This window comes from Sinisalibacter aestuarii, from assembly GCF_027923545.1.
Taxonomy (GTDB): Bacteria; Pseudomonadota; Alphaproteobacteria; order Rhodobacterales; family Rhodobacteraceae; genus Sinisalibacter; species Sinisalibacter aestuarii.
Genome location: NZ_BROH01000020.1, coordinates 1 through 22,663, shown reverse-complemented (window position 1 = coordinate 22,663; position 22,663 = coordinate 1). Strand labels below are relative to the sequence as shown.

19 protein-coding genes are annotated in these 22,663 nt (G+C 64.5%); 7 read left to right on the top strand and 12 right to left on the bottom strand.

Annotation, left to right across the window (positions count from 1 at the left end):
- The 3 genes from QMG28_RS20465 to QMG28_RS20455 all read right to left on the bottom strand — a co-directional run.
- Window positions 1-1,137, bottom strand: a 1,137-nt coding sequence (locus tag QMG28_RS20465; protein WP_281844074.1) for an aminotransferase class I/II-fold pyridoxal phosphate-dependent enzyme, incomplete at its 3' end; no start/stop codon positions are given.
- A 17-nt stretch (window positions 1,138-1,154) separates the two neighbouring features.
- Entirely contained in the window at window positions 1,155-2,540 is a 1,386-nt protein-coding gene (locus QMG28_RS20460) for an FAD-binding oxidoreductase (RefSeq protein WP_281844073.1), read from the bottom strand.
- Between the two features lie 78 nt (window positions 2,541-2,618).
- Window positions 2,619-4,163, bottom strand: a complete 1,545-nt coding sequence (locus QMG28_RS20455; protein ID WP_281844072.1) for an ABC transporter substrate-binding protein — start codon at window positions 4,161-4,163, stop codon at window positions 2,619-2,621.
- 212 nt (window positions 4,164-4,375) lie between these two features.
- Here QMG28_RS20455 and QMG28_RS20450 point away from each other — a divergent pair, with 212 nt between their 5' ends.
- The 3 genes from QMG28_RS20450 (at window position 4,376) to QMG28_RS20440 (ending at window position 7,613) form a co-directional block, all read left to right on the top strand.
- The gene (locus QMG28_RS20450; protein WP_067548345.1) at window positions 4,376-5,317 is read left to right on the top strand and encodes a LysR substrate-binding domain-containing protein; all 942 of its coding nucleotides are present in this window, start codon (window positions 4,376-4,378) and stop codon (window positions 5,315-5,317) included.
- A gap of 93 nt (window positions 5,318-5,410) precedes the next feature.
- Window positions 5,411-6,451, top strand: coding sequence for an aromatic ring-hydroxylating dioxygenase subunit alpha (locus QMG28_RS20445; RefSeq protein ID WP_067548342.1), 1,041 nt, complete (start codon window positions 5,411-5,413; stop codon window positions 6,449-6,451).
- A gap of 1 nt (window position 6,452) precedes the next feature.
- Entirely contained in the window at window positions 6,453-7,613 is a 1,161-nt protein-coding gene (locus tag QMG28_RS20440) for a 2Fe-2S iron-sulfur cluster-binding protein (protein ID WP_067548339.1), read from the top strand.
- Here QMG28_RS20440 and QMG28_RS20435 read toward each other — a convergent pair.
- Genes QMG28_RS20435 through QMG28_RS20420 form a run of 4 tightly spaced genes read right to left on the bottom strand, consistent with a single transcriptional unit; the run spans window position 7,610 to window position 12,130 of the window.
- On the bottom strand, window positions 7,610-8,680 hold the full coding sequence (locus QMG28_RS20435) for a succinylglutamate desuccinylase/aspartoacylase domain-containing protein (RefSeq protein ID WP_281844071.1): 1,071 nt from the start codon (window positions 8,678-8,680) through the stop codon (window positions 7,610-7,612). The genes QMG28_RS20440 and QMG28_RS20435 overlap by 4 nt on opposite strands.
- Window positions 8,677-10,308 carry an ABC transporter ATP-binding protein gene (locus tag QMG28_RS20430; RefSeq protein WP_067548334.1) on the bottom strand — a complete coding sequence of 544 codons (1,632 nt, stop codon included), beginning with the start codon at window positions 10,306-10,308 and terminating at the stop codon, window positions 8,677-8,679. The genes QMG28_RS20435 and QMG28_RS20430 overlap by 4 nt, the downstream gene beginning before the upstream one ends.
- 3 nt (window positions 10,309-10,311) lie before the next feature.
- Window positions 10,312-11,160 (bottom strand): ABC transporter permease, encoded by an 849-nt coding sequence (locus QMG28_RS20425; protein ID WP_067548354.1) that lies wholly within the window; start codon window positions 11,158-11,160, stop codon window positions 10,312-10,314.
- 13 nt (window positions 11,161-11,173) lie between these two features.
- Window positions 11,174-12,130, bottom strand: a complete 957-nt coding sequence (locus tag QMG28_RS20420) for an ABC transporter permease (RefSeq protein ID WP_067548331.1) — start codon at window positions 12,128-12,130, stop codon at window positions 11,174-11,176.
- A gap of 194 nt (window positions 12,131-12,324) precedes the next feature.
- Between QMG28_RS20420 and hutC the strand changes: the two genes are divergently transcribed.
- Window positions 12,325-13,014, top strand: a complete 690-nt coding sequence (hutC, locus tag QMG28_RS20415) for a histidine utilization transcriptional repressor HutC (protein WP_194098478.1) — start codon at window positions 12,325-12,327, stop codon at window positions 13,012-13,014.
- A gap of 53 nt (window positions 13,015-13,067) precedes the next feature.
- Window positions 13,068-14,183 carry a DSD1 family PLP-dependent enzyme gene (locus QMG28_RS20410; protein ID WP_281844070.1) on the top strand — a complete coding sequence of 372 codons (1,116 nt, stop codon included), beginning with the start codon at window positions 13,068-13,070 and terminating at the stop codon, window positions 14,181-14,183.
- Window positions 14,184-14,226: 43 nt separating this feature from the next.
- Here the strand turns inward: QMG28_RS20410 and hutU are convergent, their stop codons facing one another.
- From hutU to hutI, 4 genes are read right to left on the bottom strand one after another with little or no spacing between them, the layout of a single operon-like run.
- Window positions 14,227-15,894 carry a urocanate hydratase gene (gene hutU / locus QMG28_RS20405; RefSeq protein WP_067548322.1) on the bottom strand — a complete coding sequence of 556 codons (1,668 nt, stop codon included), beginning with the start codon at window positions 15,892-15,894 and terminating at the stop codon, window positions 14,227-14,229.
- Window positions 15,891-16,703, bottom strand: a complete 813-nt coding sequence (hutG, locus tag QMG28_RS20400; RefSeq protein WP_281844069.1) for an N-formylglutamate deformylase — start codon at window positions 16,701-16,703, stop codon at window positions 15,891-15,893. Before hutG ends, hutU begins: the two co-directional genes overlap by 4 nt.
- Window positions 16,700-18,238, bottom strand: coding sequence for a histidine ammonia-lyase (gene hutH / locus QMG28_RS20395; protein ID WP_281844068.1), 1,539 nt, complete (start codon window positions 18,236-18,238; stop codon window positions 16,700-16,702). The genes hutG and hutH overlap by 4 nt, the downstream gene beginning before the upstream one ends.
- On the bottom strand, window positions 18,235-19,401 hold the full coding sequence (gene hutI, locus QMG28_RS20390; protein ID WP_281844067.1) for an imidazolonepropionase: 1,167 nt from the start codon (window positions 19,399-19,401) through the stop codon (window positions 18,235-18,237). Before hutI ends, hutH begins: the two co-directional genes overlap by 4 nt.
- 132 nt (window positions 19,402-19,533) lie before the next feature.
- Between hutI and QMG28_RS20385 the strand changes: the two genes are divergently transcribed.
- Entirely contained in the window at window positions 19,534-20,892 is a 1,359-nt protein-coding gene (locus tag QMG28_RS20385) for a formimidoylglutamate deiminase (protein ID WP_281844066.1), read from the top strand.
- Here the strand turns inward: QMG28_RS20385 and QMG28_RS20380 are convergent.
- Entirely contained in the window at window positions 20,853-21,437 is a 585-nt protein-coding gene (locus QMG28_RS20380; RefSeq protein WP_281844065.1) for a HutD/Ves family protein, read from the bottom strand. The genes QMG28_RS20385 and QMG28_RS20380 overlap by 40 nt on opposite strands.
- Before the next feature lie 111 nt (window positions 21,438-21,548).
- On the opposite strand from QMG28_RS20380, the gene QMG28_RS20375 reads away from it, so the two are divergent.
- Window positions 21,549-22,663: S-(hydroxymethyl)glutathione dehydrogenase/class III alcohol dehydrogenase (locus tag QMG28_RS20375; RefSeq protein ID WP_281844064.1), on the top strand; the 1,115-nt coding region annotated here is incomplete at its 3' end.

Genomic DNA, 22,663 nt, shown 5'->3' with positions numbered 1-22,663 from the left:
GATTAAAGGGCAACGCGACACCACCCTCTCGCTGATCTGCGGAACGGCCGCCAGAAACGCATCATTCTCGGGCGCCGTGCCCATGGTGACGCGCGCCCATGTCTGAAACGGCGCCTCCTGCCAGGCCTTGATCAGGATGCCCGCGCGGCGCAGGCCCTCGGCAAAGTCATTCGCGGGCTGGCCCGTGTCGAAAAAGACGAAATTCGTCTGGCTGGGCGCGCAGGCATAGCCCTTTGCGGCAAGGGCGGCGGCAACTCGTGTGCGCTCGGTCGCGGCATCCTTTACTACGCGGTCCAGATGGGCCGTATCGGCAAGCGCCTCGATGGCGCCCGCGGCGGCCATCGCGTTGACGCCGAAGGGATTGCGCGTCTTCATCAACGCCCGGATCATCGCGGGCGCGCTGGCGATGCCATAGCCGGCCCGCGCGCCGGCAAGGCCAAAGGCCTTGGAGAAGGTGCGCAGCACGATATGCGGCTTGCCCGATGCGGCCAGAATGCCGAGCGCGTCAAAGCGGTGCTGCGGGTCGATGAATTCGACATAGGCCTCGTCGAAACAGATCAGCGTTGCGGGGTCTGCGGCCTCCACGATGGCGCGGAATTCCTCTTCGCGGATCGCGGGGCCTGCCGGGTTGCTGGGCGACGAGAAGATCAGCACGCGCGGCGCGCGGCGCAGCTCGGCTTTCATCGCCTCGACCGGAAAGGACCACCCCGGCTCGAAGGGCAGCTTGGTCACCCGCGCGCCGAAGGTGAGCGCGCCGAATTCATGCAGGCCGAAACTGGGGCAGATCGTGACGACATGATCACCCGCGCGGATGATGGCGCGGAACAGCGCACCGATCAGATCCTCCGAGCCGTTGCCGACGATGATCCGATCGGCCTCGGCCCCCGTGCTGCGCGCGATGGCGGCGCGCAGGGCGGTATTGGCGGCATCGGGATAGCGGGCCACGCCCCTGGCCGCCTCCCGCATGACCTCGATCGCGCGCGGAGAGGGCCCGAGAGGGCTCTCGTTGCTGTCCAGCTTGGCCACGCAATCGATGCCATAGGCATCGCGAAACCGGTCCAGCGCGAGACCAGCGTTATAGTCGGGCAGATCGCGCACATCCTTGCGGATCAGATCGTCGGGGAGGGTGTGTGTCATGGCTGCTGTCCTTGGCGTCAAAGATCGAAAATCTTGCCGGGGTTCATGATGCCGCCCGGATCGAGCGCGCGTTTGATCCGGCGCATCACATCGAGGGCGGGGCCGTGTTCGGCGTCGAGATAATCCTTCTTGCCCAGTCCGACACCATGCTCGCCCGTGCAGGTGCCGCCCATGGCGAGGGCCATCTCGATCAGGCTGCTGTTGATATGCCGCGCCTCGCGGACCTCATCCGCATCGGCCGGATCATAGAGCAGCACCAGATGGAAGTTGCCATCCCCGACATGCCCGACCAGCGGCGCGATGATGGAGGTGGTGGCGATCACATCCATGATGCCGCTGATGCAGGCGGGCAGTTGCGAGACGGGCACGCAGACATCGGTGGAAATCCCCTTGATGCCGGGCCTCAGCGCGCGCGCGGCATAAAGCGCGTCGTGCCGGATGCGCCACAGCTTTGATGCAGCCTCCGCCGTATCGGCACCATCGAAACGCAGCGCGCCCTCGGCCAGATCGCGCAGGACGCCCATATCATGCGTGACGGCCGCCTCGGATCCGGTCAGCTCGATCCAGAGTGTCGGATGGTCGGGCAGATCGGTGCCCGAGTAGGCGTTTATCGCGCGCATCTGGACGGCATCGGCCAGCTCGATCCGGTTCAGGCAAAGGCCGCATTGCAGGGCCGCGACCACCGTCTCGGTCGCCTCCTCGATGGTGGCGAAACTGCACATCGCGCTTTGCGCCGCCTCGGGGATGCCGAAAAGCCGCAAGGTCAGCTCGGTGATGATGCCGAGCGTGCCTTCGCAGCCGACCATAAGCCGCGTGAGATCATAACCGGCCGAGGATTTGCGCGCCCGACCGCCGGTCTTGATGATCTGCCCGTCCGGCATGACCACGGTCAGCCCCAGCACCAGATCCCGCATCGAGCCGTAGCGCACGGTCGTCGTGCCCGAGGCGCGCGTTGCCGCCATGCCGCCAAGGGTTGCATGCGCGCCCAGATCGACGGGAAAGAAGAGTCCGGTGTCGCGCAGATGCTCGTTCAGCGCCTGCCGGGTGACGCCGCAGGCGACGCGGCAATCCATATCCTCGGGATTGACCGCGATGATTTGGTCCATGCCGGACATGTCAATGCTGATGCCGCCGCGCGGTGCATGGATCTGTCCCTCGAGCGACGATCCGGCGCCGAAGGGAATGACCGGCACGCCGTGCGTATGAGCGGCGCGCAGGACGTCCGCGATATCTTCGGTGGATGTCGCCATGATCACGGCGTCAGGCCATTGGGGCGGAAGATGCGACTCGCCACTCCCGTGGTGCTCGCGTGCGGCGTCCGAGGTCAGCAGGCGCTCGCCGAACCGATGGCGCAATTCTTCCAAGGCGGCGGTGAGGCTGTCGGTTGCGGCGGGGGTGTCCATGGGATGTGTCGACCTCGGGATCGGATGTGACAACGGGCCGCCGTTCCGGGCGGCCCGCCATATTGCAATTCTGCCCGATCAGGCGTTGAACCACCAGCGTTCGCCGCAGCGGTTGCCGTCAAGGTCCCAGTCGCCCGAGATCTCTTCGGGCGTGCCCACCTTGGATGCCTTGGCATCGAGGAAGTCGGCCCAGACCGGTGCGATCAGCCCGCCCTCATCCGACAGGATGCGCTGGCATTCGTTATAGAGCTCGCGGCGCTTGGCGTCGTCCTTTTCCGAACGGGCGGCGATGAGTGCGGTGTTGAATGCCTCGTTGTCCCAGTTGGTCGCGTTGTAGCCGCCCAACGCCTCCTTGGAGTAGGCAAGGCTCAGCATCAGATCCTCGTTGGCACGGCCGGACCAGCGCGAGGCGAAGAACGGCTTCTTCCCCCAGATGTTCGACCAGTAGCCATCCTCGGGCTCGCGCGCGACATTGATGGTGACGCCTGCCTGCGCGGCATGCTCTGCAAAGAGCTGCGCGGCTTCCACAGCGCCGGTAAAGGGCGTGTTCGAGGCGTGCAGCGTCGTCGTCAGACCCTCGGCGCCCGCTTCCTTCAGCAGCGATTTGGCCTGCTCGGGGTCGTAGCTGTGCTGGGGCAGATCGGGGTTGTGATAGCGATAGGCGTTGGAAATCGGCTGGTCATTGGCGATCGAGCCATAGCCATTGAGAATCTTGTCGACCATGTCCTGACGGTCGATCGCCAGTTTCATCGCCTTGCGCACGCGCACGTCCTGGAACAGCGGATCGGTGGTCATCATGCTGAAGCAGTAATGCACCTTGCCCTGCGTCTGGACCAGATCGACGCCTGGCATGACGGCCATCAGATTGGCCGTTGTCGGATCGACCGAGTTCATCACGTCGATTTGTCCCGTCTGCAGCGCGGTGGTGCGCGCATTGACATCTCGGATCGCCAGCATCTCGATTTCGTCGAAATGGGCGCGATCGGATTTCCAGTAGTTGGGATTCTTGCGGACGATGGATTTGATGCCCGGCTCGTAGGTTTCGAGGATATAGCCGCCGGTGCCGATCCCGGCATCGAAATTCATGTCATCCTTGGGCACGATGACCATCGTGGTCAGCGCCATGACAGGGGGGAAGCCTGCGTTCGGCTCGTTCAGGGTGATCGTCACCTCGTCGGGGGCAGTGGCCTGAACGTCCTTGATCACGGCGACAAGGCTCTTGGTCTGGCTGATCGTGTCCGGTCCGCGATGCAGGTTGATCGAAAAGACCACGTCATCGGCATCCATCGTCTTGCCGTTGTGGAATTCGACCCCCTGGCGAAGCTTGAACACCCAGACGGTCAGATCGTCATTGGATTCCCAGCTGGTGGCAAGCTCGGGCACCAGAACGCCGCCCGCCCCGATCTCGATCAGGTTGTTACGGATCTGCCATTGCAGGTTCTGCATGAACTTGGTCTCGTTCACCTGCGGATCCAGCGTCTCGCCCGAGTCGAAACTGCCGATCCCGAGGCGGAGAGTTCCGCCCGGCTGCGGCGTCGCCGCGCGCAGAGGCTGGCCCGAGAGGCCCAGAACGGCGGCCCCGCCCATGGCGCCCGCACCGATCAGGAGACTGCGTCGGTTCATTGAAATCGTCATTGAAAGATATCCCTGTTATGGGCCGACACCGATCATCGCCAGATGATTGAACACCCGTTGAGCGGGCGGCCGTTTGCGTGTTATTATGTCTATTGTTATTAGAATAGGTCTACCGCTGATCTTCTGACAAATGAGAATTGCGCAGACACTCTTTAGGCTTTCTAAGTGTATCTGGTGCGACCGCATGTTATAGGCAGGCTATGCAATCCACTCTTCCTCCTCTCCGTGCGCTTCAGGCCTTCGAAAGCTTCGGGCGGCTCGGTTCTGTCACGGCGGCGGCCAAGGAACTGGGCGTGACGCCCGGCGCGATCAGCCAGCAGATCAAGATCCTCGAGACACAGCTCAAGATCCCTTTGATCATGAAGGACGGCCGGCGCGCATCGCTGGCGCCTGCGGCGCGATCATATCATGACTTGCTATCCGCGGGTTTCGCCAAGCTCCAGCAGGCGCAGGGGCTGTTGGCAGAGCGGATGGCCGACCGGGACGTGAGTATCTCGGGGCTACCGACGTTGCTGCTGAAATGGCTGAATCCGCGCCTTCACCGCTTCGAGGCAGCGCACGGCTCGGCCTCCTTTCGACTTGAGGCGACCTATGTGGAGCCGGAGCCGCAGTTTCTGAACCACATGTTCCGCCTTACCTATGGTGCAGCGTCCGAGGTGCATCCGCACCGGCGCGCATTGTTTCATGACGTTTGCTTTCCGGTCTGCGCGCCGGAGTTTCTGGCACGCCACCCCGAGGCATCAGATCCCCGGGCGCTGGCATCGCTGCCTTGGGTCGATATCGACTGGGGGCCAGGCTATGCGAGCGTGCCTCGCCTCGGCGACTGGCTCGCCGCGCAGGATCAGCCGCGCCCCAAACAGAAACCCGTCTCGATCCATTCGCTTTCCGGCTCGGCGCTGGAGGCGGTCGCAAGCGGACAGGGCGTGGCGCTGGCACAGCATTCCTTCGCCTCGATGGATCTGAAACTGGGACGGCTGGTGCGCTTGTCCGAGCAGTCCATTCCCATGCCCGAACCCTATCACATCTGCTGGTCGCCAATGCTGCTGGAGAACGATGTCTCGCGCAGGTTCCTGAACTGGATACTGTCCGAGGCGCGCTCGGACCAAAGCATGCCCCGATCTCCTGGGTCTCAGGAAAACTAAACAATCATCCTGCAGAACGGCATTTAATTCCGGCGTGTCTTCAATATAGATCGAAAAGATCCAGCCACACTCAAGCCAGTCAGGAGTCCCGGCATGTTTTTGAAGAACGCATGGTATGTCGCCGCATGGAGCGACGAGATCAAGGACGAGTTGCAGCAGGTCAAGGTGCTCGGCGAGAAGATCTGCATGTTCCGCAACAGCGAGGGCGAAGTCATTGCGATGGAGGATGCCTGCCCGCATCGCAAGCTGCCGCTCAGCAAGGGCCGGATCAAGGACGACAATGTCGAATGCGGCTACCACGGCCTGACCTTCGATTGCGCGGGGCAGTGCGTCTGGGCGCCGGGCGGCGGGCGTATCCCCTCGGCCGCCAAGGTGCGGCCCTATCCGGTGCATGAGAAATACGGGCTGGTCTGGATCTGGATGGGCAATGCGGCGATCGCGGACCCCGAGGACATCATCGACATCCCGAATTTCGACAACCCCGAATGGGGCATCAATCGCGGCGCGGCGATGGAGCTGAATTGCAATTACCTGCTGATGTGCGACAACCTGCTCGATCCGACGCATGTGGCCTGGGTCCACGAGTCTTCCTTTGCGGCCGCGGCGACCAAGGACACGCCGCTGCGCGTGACCAAGACCGACACGGGCGTCATCGTCCACCGCTGGATGATGGATCACGAGCCCGCGCCCTTCTACAAGAAGGTTGTCGAGTTCGAGGGCAATTGCGACCGTCTGCAGCATTACGAAGTGCGCTATCCCAGCCACGCGCTGATCCGCGCCGTGTTCACCCCCGCCGGAACCGGCGGCGTCGATGGCACCCTGCACGAGAAGACGTTTGTCATGGACAGCTACAACTTCATGACGCCGACCACCGAGACCGAGACGCGCTATTACTGGTTCCAGCTGCGCAATATCCGTCCTGACGACGAAGAGCTGTCGAAAATGATGAGCGAGGACGTGCGCGGTGCCTTCGAAGAGGATCGCGCCGTCCTGAACGAGGTGCAGATCGGCATGACCGAAAAAACGTCACCGCATATCGACCTGCATATCGACGCGGGCCAGCTGCGATTCCGGCGGCAACTGGAAGCGATGATCGCCGAAGAGGCGATGGTCGACGCCAAGATGAGCCAGTAAGATGGCGGGCGGCTTCCGAACCTTTCGCGTCGCGGACAAGCGGCGCGAGAGCGATATCATCACGTCTTTTCATCTGGTGCCGGTGGATGGAAAGGCCCTCTGGCCGGTCAAACCGGGACAGTATCTGACGCTGAAAATGCCGGGTGAGGGCGCGCCGGTGCTCAAGACCTATTCAGTGTCGAATGCCGTATCGGAGACGGGTCATCACCGCATCACGGTCAAGCGTGAGGCAGGACAGAATGGCGCGCCCGACGGGGTCGGATCGTGCTGGCTTCATGACCGGATCGACATCGCCGACGAGATCGAGATCGCAGCCCCGCGCGGCAGTTTCGTTCTGGACGAGGACAGCCGCCGCCCCGTCCTGCTGCTGTCGGGCGGTGTCGGGCTGACGCCTTTGGTGTCGATGCTGCACAGCCTCAAGGGCAGCGGGCGGGACGTCTATTTCATCCACGCCTGCGAGAATGGCGCGGTCCACGCGCTGCGCGATGAGGTCGAGGCGCTTGCAGGTGGCAATATCCGCACCCTCTTTGTTTATCGCACGCCCACGGAAGAGGACCGCAGCGCCGCGCGCAACCACGCCGAGGGCATGATCGACAAGGCGTTTCTGCAAGATCACGTCCCCATCGGCGACTACGAGGCCTATATGTGTGGCCCCGCTCCGTTCATGGCGGCGATGTATCAGCTGTTGCAAGAGCTGGGCCTGCCAAAGGACCGGATTGCCTATGAGTTCTTTGGCAAGGCCATGTCTCTGGACCAGACAAGTGCCGCGCCTCCCAATAAGCCGTCGCAGGCCGCGTCGAAGGCGGCGGCCTCCGTCCGGTCGCTGACCTTCCTGACCAATCCCGATGCCTGGGCCAGCGACGAAACCGCGGTCGAGCTGGCCCCAAAGGCTGCGCCCGTTGCGGCCGTGGGTGATGTGACGTTCCGTAAATCCGGCAAGGCAGCGGCATGGGATGGCAGGGCGGCCTCCTTGCTGGAGCTTGCCGAGAATGCCGGCCTCAATCCTGAATTCAGCTGTCGCGCCGGGATCTGCAACTCGTGCAAATGCGCGCTTGTGTCGGGCGAGGTCGAATATTTCGAGGATCCGCTGAACCCGCCCGCGCCGGGCGAGGTGCTGATCTGCTGCGCCCGCCCCAAGGGGGCCGTAGTGCTGGATATCTAGGGCGCGCCGCGCGCGGTCTGCGCCAGCAGAGCATCCAGTGCCGTGCCGGAGAGTTCCGGGCAGATAACGCAAAGATGATCGCCGGGCGCGACAATCGCGCCCGCACGCTGAATGGCGACAATGCCTGCGACGGGCGCGGTCAGGTCAATGGCCGAAACGTCCAGACGATGCAGATCGCGTAGGCGGGCGATAGGCTGACCAGCGCTGACCGCCTCGCCCAACGCAACCAGCGGCTCGGCAAGCGCGTGGTGATCCGATGTAACAGCCGCCGAAGCGGCGCCGAGATCCAGAAACCGCGTCTGCGGCGCGGGTCCCGCCCCCAGACGCGTCGCTGCCGCCTCGTGCAGGATGCCCGCGTCAACCAGCACGCGCAAGACGCCCTGCCAGCCTGCCTCTAGCGCGCGCCGTGACACCTTGCCCTCACCGCCCAGCTCGCAGGACAGCATGGCGCAGCCCGCCGCATGCGCGGCACCGTCGAAATCTCCGGGCGTATCGCCCGGCGGCACGACCATCGCGAAGGGCAGACCCATCGCCGTCGCCATGGCGCGGGTTTGCGCATCGCGCGCCGCGTCGCCCGAAAGGCAAAGATAGGCGGCGTCCAGATAGGCGGTGCCGGTCCCGCCTGAATGCAGGTCGATGGCGAGATCGGCCACAGTCATGAGCTGGGTCGCGACAAACCCGGCAATCTCGCGCGTGGGGCCGGCATGCGCCTCGCCGGGAAAGGAGCGGTTCAGGTTGCCGCCGTCCAGCGGCGAGGTGCGGCTGACTGCCTCGATTGCGGGCATGTTGAGCGCAGGCGCCAGGATGAGGCGCCCCGCCAGATCACCCGGCTCGAGCCGCTCGTAGAGGCGGCGTGCGATGATCTGCCCCTCGTATTCGTCGCCGTGGTTGCCGCCGCAGATCAGGGCCGTGGGGCCATCCCCACCACGTATGACGCCAAGCGGCGCGCGGATGGTGGAAAAGGCATGTCGGTTGCCCGAATGCGTCAGGCCGAATTGTCCCGCACGCTTGCCCGGAGCATCAAGATTGAGCGCGGACGAGACGGTGCCGAATGCAAGGCCCATCATGGCTGCCCTTGCCCGCTTGCGCCGCGCGCGGCCAGCAGTTGGGTCAGCCAATCGGGATCCATTTCAGGCACCGATGACAAAAGCAGCTCGGTATAGGCGGCGTGTGGCGGCGTGAAGATCTCGTCCTTCGTGCCCTGCTCGACAATGACGCCGTTTTGCATCACCACGACATTATCCGCGATGGAGCGCACCGTCGCCAGATCATGCGTGATGAACATGTAGGTCAGGTTCATCTCGCGCTGCAGCCGGTCCAGCAGGCGCAGGATGCCCTCGGCCACCAGCTGATCAAGGGCCGATGTCACCTCGTCGCAGATGATGAATTCCGGCTCGGCCGCCAGAGCGCGGGCGATGCAGACGCGCTGTTTCTGCCCCCCGGACAACTCGGATGGAAGGCGGTCGATGAATTCGTCCGGGTCCAGCTCGATCATGGTCAGAAGCTCGCGGATGCGCGCCTCTTTGGCGGCGCCCTTGAGTCCGAGGAAGAATTCCAGCGGTCGGCCGATCACCTCGCGGATCCGCTGCTTGGGGTTCAGCGCGGTATCGGCCATCTGGTGGATCATCTGCACATGACGCTGCAGGTCGGGCGTGCGGTTCTTGCTGGAAGCGGGCAGGGGCGTGCCGTCGAATTTGATCGCGCCCTGCCACGGCGGCAAAAGGCCCATGACGACCCGCGCGAGGGTGGATTTGCCCGATCCGCTTTCGCCGACGATCGCAACGGTCGAGCCGCGCGTGATCGTCAGGTCGATATCCTTCAGCACCGTGACGGCGCCATAGCCCGCCGTGACCTGCCCGATCTCCAGCAGCGGCGCGATACCCGCTTCCTGCGGAGGCATCGGATCGCGGCGGAAATCGCGGACCGCCCAGAGGGATTTGGTGTATTCCTCTTGCGGATTGGCCAGCATGTCGCGCGCGGGCGCATCCTCGACCTCCTCGCCCCGCAAGAGCACCTTGATCCGGTCGGCCATCTGCGCGACGACCGCCAGGTCATGCGTGATGTAGATCGCGGCGGTGTTGTATTCGCGCACGATGTCGCGGATCGCGGCCAGCACCTCGATCTGGGTGGTCACGTCCAGCGCCGTCGTCGGCTCGTCGAAGACGATCAGATCGGGCCGGCAGGACATCGCCATCGCCGTCATCGCGCGTTGCAGCTGCCCGCCCGATACCTGGTGCGGATAACGAAAGCCGATCTGGTCCGGGTCCGGCAGACGGATCTTGCGATAGAGCTCTTTCGCGTCGCGCTCTGCCTCGGCGCGGCTCATGACCCCGTGCTTGACCGGGCCTTCGGAATACTGGTCGATCAGCTTGTAGGCCGGGTTGAAGGCGGCGGCTGCGGATTGCGCGACATAGGCGATGCGTTTGCCGCGCAGCTTCCGCAGCGTGCCTTGTGGCGCTCCCACAAGTTCCTGCCCGTCAAATGTGATCGAGCCGCCGCTGATCCGGCAGCCGCCCTTGGTATAGCCCATTGCGGCAAGGCCCAGCGTGGATTTGCCCGCGCCGCTCTCGCCGATGATGCCCAGGATCTCGCCCCGTCGCAGCGCCAGATCGACACCCTTGATGATGGGCTTCCACGCCCGTTCCGAGCGCCCCTCGATGCGGATATCGGTCATCTCCAGCAGCAGATCGCTCATGCGTTACTCCTTGAGGCCCGAAGACATGTGCAGCACCCAGTCCACGATCAGGTTGACGCCGATGGTCAGCAGCGCGATGGCCCCGGCGGGCAGCAGCGGCGCAAGGCCGAAGGTGGCGGTCTGCCAGGTCGAGAAATCGGCAAAGCCGATCAGCTTGGCGCTTTCGCGGACCATGCCGCCCCAGTCGGCGGTGGGCGGCTGGATGCCGAGGCCGAGGAATGACAGCGCCGAGATGAAGAGGAAGACAAAGCAGAAGCGCAGGCCGAATTCCGCGATCAGGGGCGCTGCGGCATTGGGCAGCACCTCCTTGCGGATCAGCCACCACAGGCCCTCGCCGCGCATCCGCGCCACCTCGATATAATCCATTGTCAGGATGCCTTGGGCGACGGCGCGCGACAGGCGGTAGACACGGGTGCTGTCCAGGATGGCGATGACGAAGATCAGGGCCAGGACCGATGTACCGGTGATGGTCAGGATGAGCAGCGCGAAGATCAGCGCCGGGATCGCCATCAGCACATCGACCACGCGCGCGCTGATCGCGTCGAACCATCCGCCGAGGGTAGCGGCCAGAAGGCCCATGGTCGCGCCCAGAAGGAAGGCCAGCGCCGTCGTGGCCAGCGCGATGCCAACCGTATTGCGCGCGCCGTAGATCAGACGCGAGAGCACGTCGCGCCCCAGCGCATCGGTGCCAAGGTAATGTGGCGCGGCCCAGGGCTGATATTGCGCACCCACCGAGGCCGCCTCGGGATAGGGGGCCAGCAGCGGCGCGGCAATGGCCAGGATGGCGTAGAGACCGATGATCGCGATGCCGCTCCAGGCCGAAACCGGCGCGCCGCGTAAGGTGTATAGTATTTCGTTCACGGCGCTACCTCGGGTGCAGAAGGCGGGGATTGGCGATGATCGACAGGATATCCGCCGCGAGGTTCAAAAGGATGTAGGTGGCCGCGAATATCAGGCAGGCGGCCTGCACCACGGTCACATCGCGGTTCGACACCGCATCGACCAGGATCTGACCCAGGCCGGGATAGACGAAGACCACCTCGACCAGCACCACCCCGACGATCAGATAGGCAAGGTTCAGCGCGATCACGTTGATGATCGGCGCGAGCGCATTGGGCAGGGCATGAACCGCGATCACGCGCCAGCGCTTCATCCCCTTCAGATGCGCCATCTCGATATAAGGCAGCGCCAAAAGGTTCAGAATCGCCGCCCGTGTCATGCGCATCATGTAGGCCAGCACGATCAACGTCAGCGTCATCGCGGGCAGAAACGTCAGGTAAAGCCGCTCACCGAGGCCCGTGCCGGGATCGACATTGGCGAGGCTGGGAAACCAGCCGAGTGCGACCGAAAAGATCAGGATCAGGATATAGGCGATGAAAAATTCGGGGAACGAGATCGCGGCCAAAGTCGAGCTGCTGAGCATCCGGTCGAAGACGGATCCGTTATAGAGCGCGGCCAGCATGCCCGACACCACGGCGATCGGAACCGCGATCGCGGCGGCATAGCCTGCAAGGAAAAACGTGTTGGCCGCGCGCTGGCCGATCAGTTCGGAGATGGGGCGCTGATTGGCGAGGCTGATGCCGAAATCGCCCGTGATGGCGCCGCCAAGCCATGACAGGTAGCGCGCGGGCAAGGACCGGTTCAGATCGTATTTCTCGCGAAAGGCGTTCAGGCTTTCTTCGGTCGCGGCCTGGCCAAGAACCTCGGTCGCGATGTCGCCGGGCAGCATTTCGATGGCGCCGAAGATGATGATCGTCACGACGAAAAGCGTCATGCATCCGACCAGCAGTCTTTTCAGAATGATCGACAGGATAGTCCGCATCTAAACCGCTTCTTGTCCAAGGGATTCCGTTTATGTCTAGACTATATATAGGGTGATAGAGGTCGCCTAGTCCGGCAAGCGCAGGCTTGCACCGCCGTCGTTTAGAATATCTACAAGGTCGCGCCGCAGGCTTGGTGTGGGATAAGATATAGACTATAAGTGCAATAGCGCGAACTTATGCGAAGGCTTGCCCGATGAATGCCACTTACAAGGATGTGAAATCGGACATCCTGTCCAAGATCACCAGCGGTCATTGGCAACCCGGCAGCCTTATTCCGAACGAGATTGAGCTGGCGGAAACCTATGGCTGCGCCCGCGCGACCGTGAACCGCGCTATGCGCGAGCTGGCGGATGACGGCCTGATCGAGCGGCGGCGCAAGGCAGGCACGCGGGTCCGCGCAAGTCCGATCCGGCAGGCGCGTTTCGACATTCCGCTTGTGCGCCGCGAGATCGAGGACAAGGGCGCCGAATATCGCTACAGCCTTGCGTCGCGCAGCATCGAGACCGCGCCCGACTGGCTGCGCACGCGGCTTCAGCTGGGGCAGGGGACCGACGCGCTGCACCTCGTCTGCATGCATTACGCCGATGGCGATCCGTTCCAGCACGAGGATCGCTGGATCAATCTCGAGGTTCTGCCGCAGGCGCGAGATGCCGACTTCTCGCAGGTCGGCCCCAATGAATGGCTGGTCTCGACAATCCCCTTCTCGACCGCCGAGATCAGCTTCTCCGCGACACTGGCCGATGCCGCGCTGGCCGGACATCTTGGCTGCCAGACGGGCGATCCGCTCTTCACGGTCGAGCGGGCGACATGGTTCGAAGGCAGTGCAAACACCTTCGTCAAGCTGGCCTATCGCCCCGGTCACCGCATGACGACGCGTTACTGAGCGCGCCCCTTGATATCGAAAGACCCGCTATGAGCCCCCAATCACTCGCTACCATGATGACGCCCTGCCTGATCGTCGACGAGGCGAGGATGATGCGCAACATCGAGCGTCTCGCGGCCCATGCGGCCAGCCTCGGGGTGCCGCTGCGCCCGCACCTCAAGACGGGCAAATCGGTGGAGGTGGCCCGCCGGATGCTGCCGGGCGGCACCGGGCCTGCGATGGTCTCGACCCTGGCCGAGGCCGAGGTCTTTGCCGCTGCCGGGATCCGCGACATCACCTATGGTGTCGGTATCGCCTTGAACAAGCTGAACCGCGTTCTGGATCTGCACCGCGCCGGGTGCCGCCTGACGGTCCTCGTCGACTCCGCTCCGCAGGCGCGGGCCGTTGCAGACGCCTCGGCGCGGGCGGGCATTGCCATTCCGGCGCTGATCGAGATCGACAGCGACGGTCATCGCAGCGGGTTGGTGCCGGATGATCCGGAAATCATCGAGATCGGGCGCATCCTGCAGGATGGGGGCGCCGAATTGGCGGGTGTCCTCTGTCACGCGGGCCAGAGCTATGGCGCGGTGGGCCGCGCCGCGCAGGCCAAGTTCGCCGAGGTCGAGCGCACCGCATTGGTGGCTGCGGCAGAGGCGCTGCGCGGCGCAGGTCTGCCATGCCCGGTGGTCAGCGCAGGGTCGACCCCCACGGCCCATGCCGCGACGGATCTGACCGGCGTGACCGAACTGCGCGCGGGCGTCTATGTGTTTTTCGATCTGGTGATGGCGGGTATCGGTGCCTGCGCGGTGGATGATATCGCGCTGTCGGTGTTGACGACCGTGATCGGCCATCAACCCGCGCGCGGTTCGATCATGGTCGATGCGGGATGGATGGCCATGTCGCGCGATCGCGGCACGGCGGCGCAGGAGGTGGATCAAGGCTACGGACTGGTCTGCGACGAGGCGGGGCGCCCGATCCCCGATCTGATCGTCACCCAGACCAGTCAGGAGCATGGAACGATTGCCGCGCGCCCCAGCTCGGACGCGGCCATGCCGGACCTGCCCATCGGCACGCGCCTGCGCATCTTGCCGAACCATGCCTGCGCAACGGCATCGCAGCATGGCGAGTATCACGTCATCCCGAAGGATGGCGGACCACTGATGGAATGGCCGCGTTTCGGCGGCTGGTAGTGGGGGCGCCGCCGGGCCTTTATGGACCGGCGGCGAAAGCGCATCAGAGGATGCCGGGCAGGTTCAGCCCCTGCTCGCGGGCGCAGTCCAGCGCCTCCTCATAACCCGCATCGGCATGGCGCATGACGCCGGTCGCCGGATCGTTCCAGAGGACACGCGCGATGCGGCGGTCGGCATCCTCCGAGCCATCACAGCAGATGACCATGCCGGAATGCTGGCTGAAGCCCATGCCCACGCCGCCGCCGTGATGCAGCGACACCCATGTCGCGCCCGACGCAGTGTTCAGCAGAGCATTGAGCAGTGGCCAGTCGGATACGGCGTCACTGCCGTCCTTCATAGCCTCCGTCTCGCGGTTGGGCGAGGCAACCGAGCCTGAATCGAGGTGGTCACGCCCGATCACGATGGGCGCTTTCAACTCGCCATTGCGGACCATCTCGTTGAAGGCGAGGCCCAGCTTGTGACGCACGCCGAGGCCGACCCAGCAGATGCGTGCGGGCAAGCCTTGGAAGCTGATCCGCTCGCGCGCCATGTCGAGCCAGTTGTGCAGGTGTGTGTCCTCGGACAGGATCTCTTTCACCTTGGCGTCGGTCTTGTAGATGTCCTCGGGATCGCCCGAGAGGGCCGCCCAGCGGAACGGCCCGATACCGCGGCAGAAAAGCGGGCGAATATAGGCGGGGACGAATCCCGGGAAGGCAAAGGCATTCTCCAGACCTTCCTCCAGCGCGACCTGCCGGATGTTGTTGCCATAGTCCAGCGTCGGCACACCTGCGTTCCAGAAATCGACCATCGCGGCGACATGCACCTTCATGCTGGCGCGGGCGGCTTTCTCGACGGCCTTGGGATCGCTCTCGCGCTTGTCGCGCCACTGGGCCATCGTCCAGCCCTGCGGCAGGTAGCCATTGACCGGATCATGCGCGCTGGTCTGGTCGGTGACGATATCGGGATGCACGCCGCGCTTGACCAGCTCGGGAAAGACATCGGCGGCATTGCCCAGCAGCGCAACCGATTTCGCCTCGCCCGCCTTGGTCCAGCGCTCGATCATTTCCAGCGCCTCGTCCAGCGTCTCGGCCTTCTCATCCACATAGCGGGTGCGCAGACGGAAATCGATGCTGTCGGGATTGCACTCGACCGCGAGGCAGCAGGCGCCGGCCATCACGGCGGCCAATGGCTGTGCGCCGCCCATGCCGCCGAGGCCGCCGGTCAGGATCCACTTGCCGGTCAGATCGCCATTGTAATGCTGGCGGCCCGCCTCGACGAATGTCTCGTAAGTGCCCTGAACGATGCCTTGGCTGCCGATATAGATCCACGATCCGGCGGTCATCTGGCCATACATCGCCAGACCCTTCTTATCCAGCTCGTTGAAATGGTCCCAGGTCGCCCAATGTGGCACGAGGTTGCTGTTGGCGATCAACACGCGGGGCGCGTCCTTGTGCGTCTGAAAAACGCCCACGGGCTTGCCCGATTGCACCAGCAGCGTCTGATCCTCTTCGAGATCCTTGAGGCTGGCCACGATGGTGTCGAAATCGTCCCACGTGCGCGCGGCGCGCCCGATGCCGCCATAAACGACCAGCTCGTGCGGGTTCTCGGCCACGTCGGGATGCAGGTTGTTCATCAGCATCCGCATGGGCGCTTCGGTCATCCAGCTCTTGGCTGTGATCTCGCTGCCGGTCGCGGGATAGATGTCGCGGGTATTCTTGCGGGGATTGCTCATGAGGTGCCTCCGGGCGTGAGTTTTGCGATAAGGGCCGGATCGGCCAGTTGGGTCAGAATGTCCTTTAGGGGGCGGCGCAGACGCTCGGCCTTCGCGCTGTCATAGGTCCAGGGCGGACTTTCGGCGCTCAGATAGGTCGCTTGCGACAGTTCCATCTGGATGGCGTGCATGCCGTGCGTGGGTTTACCATAGTGACGCGTCGTCCAGCCGCCCTTGAAACGACCGTTGAGAACGCTGCTATACCCTTCGGCAGCATTGCAAACGTCCTGGACAATGGCCTCGATCGCCGGATCGCAAGTGGCGCCCATATTGGTGCCGATGTTGAAATCGGGCAGCACGCCATCGAAAAGAAACGGGATTTCCGAGCGGATCGAGTGGCAGTCATAGAGGATCGCGATGCCGTGGATCGCCTTCACCCGTTCCATCTCGGCGGCGAGGGCCGCGTGGTAGGGGGCGTGGAAGGTCTTACGGCGCTCCTCGATCTCGGCGTCATCCGGCGCGCAGTGCCAGATGTCATGCCCGTCAAAATCCGTCAGCGGCACGAGGCCGGTCGTGTTCTGACCGGGATAGAGCGACGCGCCCGACGGGTCGCGATTGGCGTCGATCACATAGCGGTGGAAGATCGCCCGCACCGTCGTGGCGCCGGGCAGCAGCTCGTCATAGAGCCGCTCGATATGCCAATCGGTATCGTCGAGGCCGCGGCCCCGCTCGTTCAGATCCGCCATGATGGCGTCCGGCACATGGGTGCCGGTATGCGGAAGGCCCAGCACCACGGGGCTGTCGCCGCGCGCGACCTCGACCGGGATCATGCGCCCAGCTCCGGCATCGGCGTGCCTGCCGCCTCGATGATGGCGCCCGTGGCGATCATATGCGCCGCGCGCTCCAGATCGGGGGCCATGTAGCGGTCATCGCCCAGCGTCTCGACCTCTTGCCGCACACGCACGACAACGCGGGCCAGCGCGGCGCTGGTGGTCAATGGTGCGCGGAAATCGACGCCCTGCGCCGCGCAAAGAAGTTCGACCCCGAGGATGCGGGTGAGGTTGTCCAGCATCGGCATCAGGCGCCGCGCGCCATGGGCGGCCATGCTCACGTGATCCTCCTGATTGGCGGATGTCGGCGTGCTGTCGGTAACGCAAGGATTGGCCAGATGCTTGTTCTCGCTCATCAATGCGGCGGTTGTGACTTCGGCGATCATGTAGCCCGAATTCAGCCCCGGACGCGGCGTCAGGAAGGCAGGCAAATCGTGGCTGAGCACCGGATCGACAATCAGCGCGACGCGGCGCTGGGCGATGGTGCCGATCTCGGCCACGGCCAGCGCGATCATGTCGGCGGCAAAGCCGACCGGCTCGGCATGAAAGTTACCGCCTGAGACGATCAGATCCGCATCGGTCAGCACAAGCGGATTGTCCGTTGCTGCATTTGCCTCGATTTCCAGCGTTCGCGCGGCCTGGCGCAGCACATCCATCGCGGCGCCCGTCACCTGCGGCTGACAGCGGATGCAATAGGGATCCTGCACGCGCGCGTCGCCGTCCCTGTGGCTCTCACGGATCTCGGAGCCGTCCAAGAGCGCGCGCATCGCCTCGCCTGCCTCGATCTGGCCGCGATGGCCGCGCAGGCTGTGGATCTCGGGCTGCAGGGGTGCGGTCGAGCCCATGATGGCGTCCGTCGAGAGCGCGGATGTGACCAGCGCGGAATGCGCCGCGCGCCATGCGCCGAACAGGCCCGCCAGTGCGAAGGCGGTCGAGAATTGCGTGCCGTTGATCAGCGCGAGGCCCTCTTTGGGGCCCAGCTCGATCGGGCTGAGGCCCGCGGTCTCCAACGCCTTGTCGCCCGCCATCACCGTGCCGCCGAATTCGGCCTCGCCATGACCCATCATGACGGCCGCCATATGCGCAAGCGGCGCCAGATCGCCCGACGCCCCGACCGAGCCCTGCGCCGGGATCACGGGCGTCACGCCCTTGTCCAGCATCGCTTCGATGAGATGTGTCAGCTCGAGCCGCACACCCGACGCGCCGCGCCCGAGGCTGAGCAGCTTGAGCGCCATCAGCAGCCGCGCCATCCGGCGCGGGATTGCCGGGCCGACGCCGCAGCAATGAGATAGGATCAGGTTGCGCTGCAGCGTGGCCGTATCCTCGGACGCGATCTTGACCGAGGCCAGCTTGCCAAAGCCGGTATTGACGCCATAGACGGCATCGGTTCCGGCAACGGCGCGGGCGATGCGCGCATGGGCGCGCTCGATATCCGGGTGGCACGCGGGATCGAGGCGCACGGCGGCCTCGCTCCAATAGATCTGCGCCAGATGGTCCAGCGTCACGGCGCCGGGCGTCAGGGTAAGCGTGGTCACGAAATGCCTCCGAAAATGCGGGAATGAAGCGGGTTGAACCCGATGCGATAGCTCAGCTCGGCCGGTGTCTTGACGTCCCAGACGGCCAGATCGGCACGCTTGCCCTTGGCGATGGTTCCGCAATCATCCAGCCCCAGCGCGGCAGCCGCGTTGCGCGTCGCGCCGGCCAGCGCCTCTTCGGGGGTCATGCGGAACAGCGTGCAGGCCATGTTCATGGTCAAGAGCAGCGAGGTCAGCGGCGACGATCCGGGGTTGTTGTCGGTCGCCAGCGCCATGGGAACGCCCGCCTTGCGCAGGGCGGCGATGGGCGGGGCCTGGGTCTCGCGGATGGTGTAGAAGGCGCCGGGCAGGATCACGGCAACGGTGCCGGACTTGGCCAGCGCGGCGACGCCCGCCTCGTCCAGATATTCGATGTGATCGGCAGAGATGGCGCCATGCCCTGCCGCCATGATCGCGCCGCCGAGGTTCGACAGCTGCTCGGCATGGATCTTGACCGGCAGGCCCAACTTGCGCGCCGCGTCAAAGACGCGGTTGACCTGTTCGGGCGAAAAGGCGATGCCCTCGCAGAACGCATCGACCGCGTCGACCAGCCCTTCGCCGTGCGCCTTGCGCAGGGTGGGGATGCAGACCTCGTCGATATAGGCGTCGGGGCGGCCGTCATATTCGGCGGGCACCGCATGCGCGCCGAGGAACGTGGTGCAGACCCGTACCGGGCGCTCGTGCCCGATCCGGCGCGCGGCGCGCAGCATCCGCAGCTCGGTTTCGGTGTCGAGGCCGTAGCCCGACTTGATTTCCAGCGTGCAGATGCCCTCGGAAAGCAGCGCATCGACGCGGGGAAGGGCATCGGCCACCATCCGGTCCACATCCGACGCGCGGGTGGCCGTCACGGTCGAGACGATGCCGCCGCCGGCGCGCGCGACCTCCTCATAGCTGGCGCCGTTGAGGCGCATCTCGAACTCGCCCGCCCGGTCGCCGCCATGCACCACATGGGTATGGCAGTCGATCAGTCCCGGCGTGACAAGGCGCCCCCCCAGGCTGTGCGCACGTAGGCTATCATACTGGGAAGGCAGATCGCCGCGCGGCCCGACCCAGGCGATTCGCGCGTCCTCGACGACAATCGCCGCATCCTGGATCTGGCCATAAGCCTCGTCCCCCGGAATCATGGTCGCGGCTGTTAAATCAACGTAAAGGGTGCTGCTATCTGTCATAAACTGTCCGAAATGGCTGAAGTTTCGCTTTTCCAACGGCTTTGGGCGCTGTATATGTCTATACATAAGCTTTCGAAAGGCAGTCAAATGATTTTCGCAAAACAGGCGCTTTTGGCGGATGGATGGGCCAGCGATGTCCGGCTGAGCGTCGATGGGGGGGCGATCACTGGGCTGAGCGTGGGTGCCAGCGCGGCGCCGGATGACCAGTGCGTCGACACGCTTCTGCCCGCGCTCGCCAACCTTCACAGCCACAGCTTCCAGCGAGCGATCGCAGGCATGACCGAGTATCGCGCAGCCGGAAAGGACAGTTTCTGGACGTGGCGTGATCTGATGTATCGCTTTACCGCGCATCTGACGCCCGAGCACATCGAGGCGATCGCGGCTTTCGTTTTCCTCGATATGCAAGAGGCGGGATATGCCAGCGTCGGCGAGTTTCATTACCTGCACCACCAGCCGGACGGCGCGCCTTACGACGATCTGGCGGAGCTTTCGGCGCGTATCGCTGCCGCCGCGCAGGTATCGGGTATCGGCCTGACACATCTGCCGGTGCTTTATACTTATGGCGGCGCCGGGCAGATGCCCTTGCAGAAGGGGCAGGCGCGGTTCGGCAATTCGGTGGATCGTTTCGGCGATCTGGTCGCGCATGCGCGCCGAGCGGTGGCAGATCTGCCCGAGGATTGCCGCGTCGGCATCGCGCCCCATTCTCTGCGCGCCACCTCGCCGGATGATCTGGCGGCCGCGCTGGCCGCGCATGAGGGCGGCCCCGTCCATATCCACATCGCCGAGCAGCCCAAGGAGGTCACCGATATCGAGGCGTGGTTGGGCGCGCGCCCTGTGGACTGGCTGTTGGCGAATGCCGATGTCACGCCGGAATGGTGCCTGATCCACGCCACCCACATGACCGATGCCGAAACGCGGGCGATGGCCCATTCAGGCGCGGTTGCGGGCCTCTGCCCGATCACCGAGGCCAATCTGGGCGATGGCCCGTTCAACGGGCCCGCCTATCTGCAGGCGCACGGGGCCTTCGGCATCGGGTCGGACTCCAACGTGCGGATCTCACTGACCGAGGAGTTGCGCACCCTGGAATATTCGCAGCGCCTGCGCGACATGGCGCGCAATGTCATGGTCGTCGAGGAAGGGTCGGTCGGTCACATGCTCTATACCGGCGCGGCGCGCGGCGGGGCGCAGGCCCTGGGCCGCAAGGCGGGCACGATCGCGGTGGGCCAGCTGGCCGATCTGGTTGCGATCGACAGCCATGATACCGCGTTGATGGCGCTGCCGCGCCACCAGTTGCTCGATGGTCTGGTCTTTGCCGCGACGGACGCCGCCGTGACCGATGTCTGGTCCGCCGGGCGCCACATGGTTCAGGGCGGCAGGCATGTCGCGCGCGAGGGTATCGTCGCGCGCTATCGGGCCGCAATGGACAGTGTGACGGCAGCACTCTGATCGAGATACCGCAAGGATATCTCCAGCAGAGCGTCGCTCTCGGCCAGTTGCAAATCAGCAGGCCCGGTCAAGAACGCGGTATCCGCGACAGCCAGCGCGTCGCCCGCGATCCGCGGGCGGCCCTGAACGACGTGGATTGCCGTGAGCCCGCCAGACGGGGGGTCCACGTCCTGCACGGCCGCGCCGCGCAACAGGCGCACGGCGCCGTCGCAATGGGCCGGGTCGAACATCAGGTTCAGATCGGTCAGCGGCCCGTCCAGCAGGCGCGCCGTGACGGGCAGGCCCCCATCGAACGCCACCGGCTTTAGCGGATCGGCGCGCAAGATGCCATCCGTGTGCAAAAGGTCCATGCCAGCGCCGGAGATAACGGTAAGTACCCGCCGCAGCCCCGCGAAATTCGAGAAAGGCCCATCCCCGGCCACATCAGCCCGGCTCAGTCGCCATGTCGGGCCAAGCGCCGTCTTGCCTTCTGCGATATTGCGGGTGATGCCGCCGCCGTTCTTCCACGGCACCTCCACCAGATCGACGCCCTTCAGCAGCTGCATGATTTCTTCCTTTCATCCCAGATGACGCCAAATGCTTGACGGGGCCAGTCACGCTTTCTGCAACGTGGTGACGCCTTATATGTCTATACATAAATTCAAGTGACATCTGCAATGAGAACATGCGCCGCCGTAGCCGTTGAGGCCGGAAAACCCATGGAAATCATGGAAGTGAACCTGGGCGGCCCCAAGGCGGGCGAGGTTCTGGTCGAGATCAAGGCGACGGGCCTGTGCCACACCGACGACTTCACCCTGTCGGGCGCCGATCCCGAGGGCGCGTTCCCTGCGATCCTCGGCCATGAGGGCGCGGGCGTCGTCGTCGAGGTGGGCGAGGGTGTCACCTCGCTGGAAGTGGGCGATCACGTGATCCCGCTCTACACGCCCGAATGCCACGAGTGCGAGTATTGCCTGAACCCCAAGACGAACCTTTGCCAGTCGATCCGCGCGACGCAGGGTAAGGGCGTTATGCCCGACGGGACCAGCCGCTTCTCCATGCTCGATGGCACGCCGATCCTGCATTACATGGGCTGCTCGACCTTCTCGAACCACACCGTCCTGCCCGAGATCGCGCTGGCCAAGATCCGCAAGGATGCGCCGTTCGACAAGGTCTGCTATATCGGCTGCGGTGTCACGACGGGCATCGGCGCGGTCATCAACACCGCCAAGGTCGAGATGGGCAGCCGCGCCATCGTTTTCGGTCTCGGCGGGATCGGCCTCAACGTCATCCAGGGCCTGCGCATGGCGGGGGCCAGCCAGATCGTCGGCGTCGATATCGACCCGCAAAAGGTCGAGATGGCCAAGCGCTTCGGCATGACCGATTTCGTCAACCCGAATGAGGTGAAGGGCGATCTGCTCGGCCACCTGGTCGAGCTGACCGGCGGCGGCGACTATACGTTCGATGCCACCGGCAATGTCGGCGTCATGCGCACCGCCCTCGAGGCATCGCACAAGGGATGGGGCGAGAGCGTCATCATCGGCGTCGCCCCCGCCGGCGCCGAAATCGCCACGCGCCCCTTCCAACTGGTCACGGGCCGCACATGGAAAGGCACCGCCTTTGGCGGCGCGCGCGGGCGCACCGACGTGCCCAAGATCGTCGACTGGTACATGGACGGCAAGATCGAGATCGACCCGATGATCACGCATATTCTGAAGCTGGAAGAGATCAACAAGGGCTTCGAGATGATGCACGCGGGCGAGAGCATCCGGAGCTGTCGCGTAGCCCTTAATTG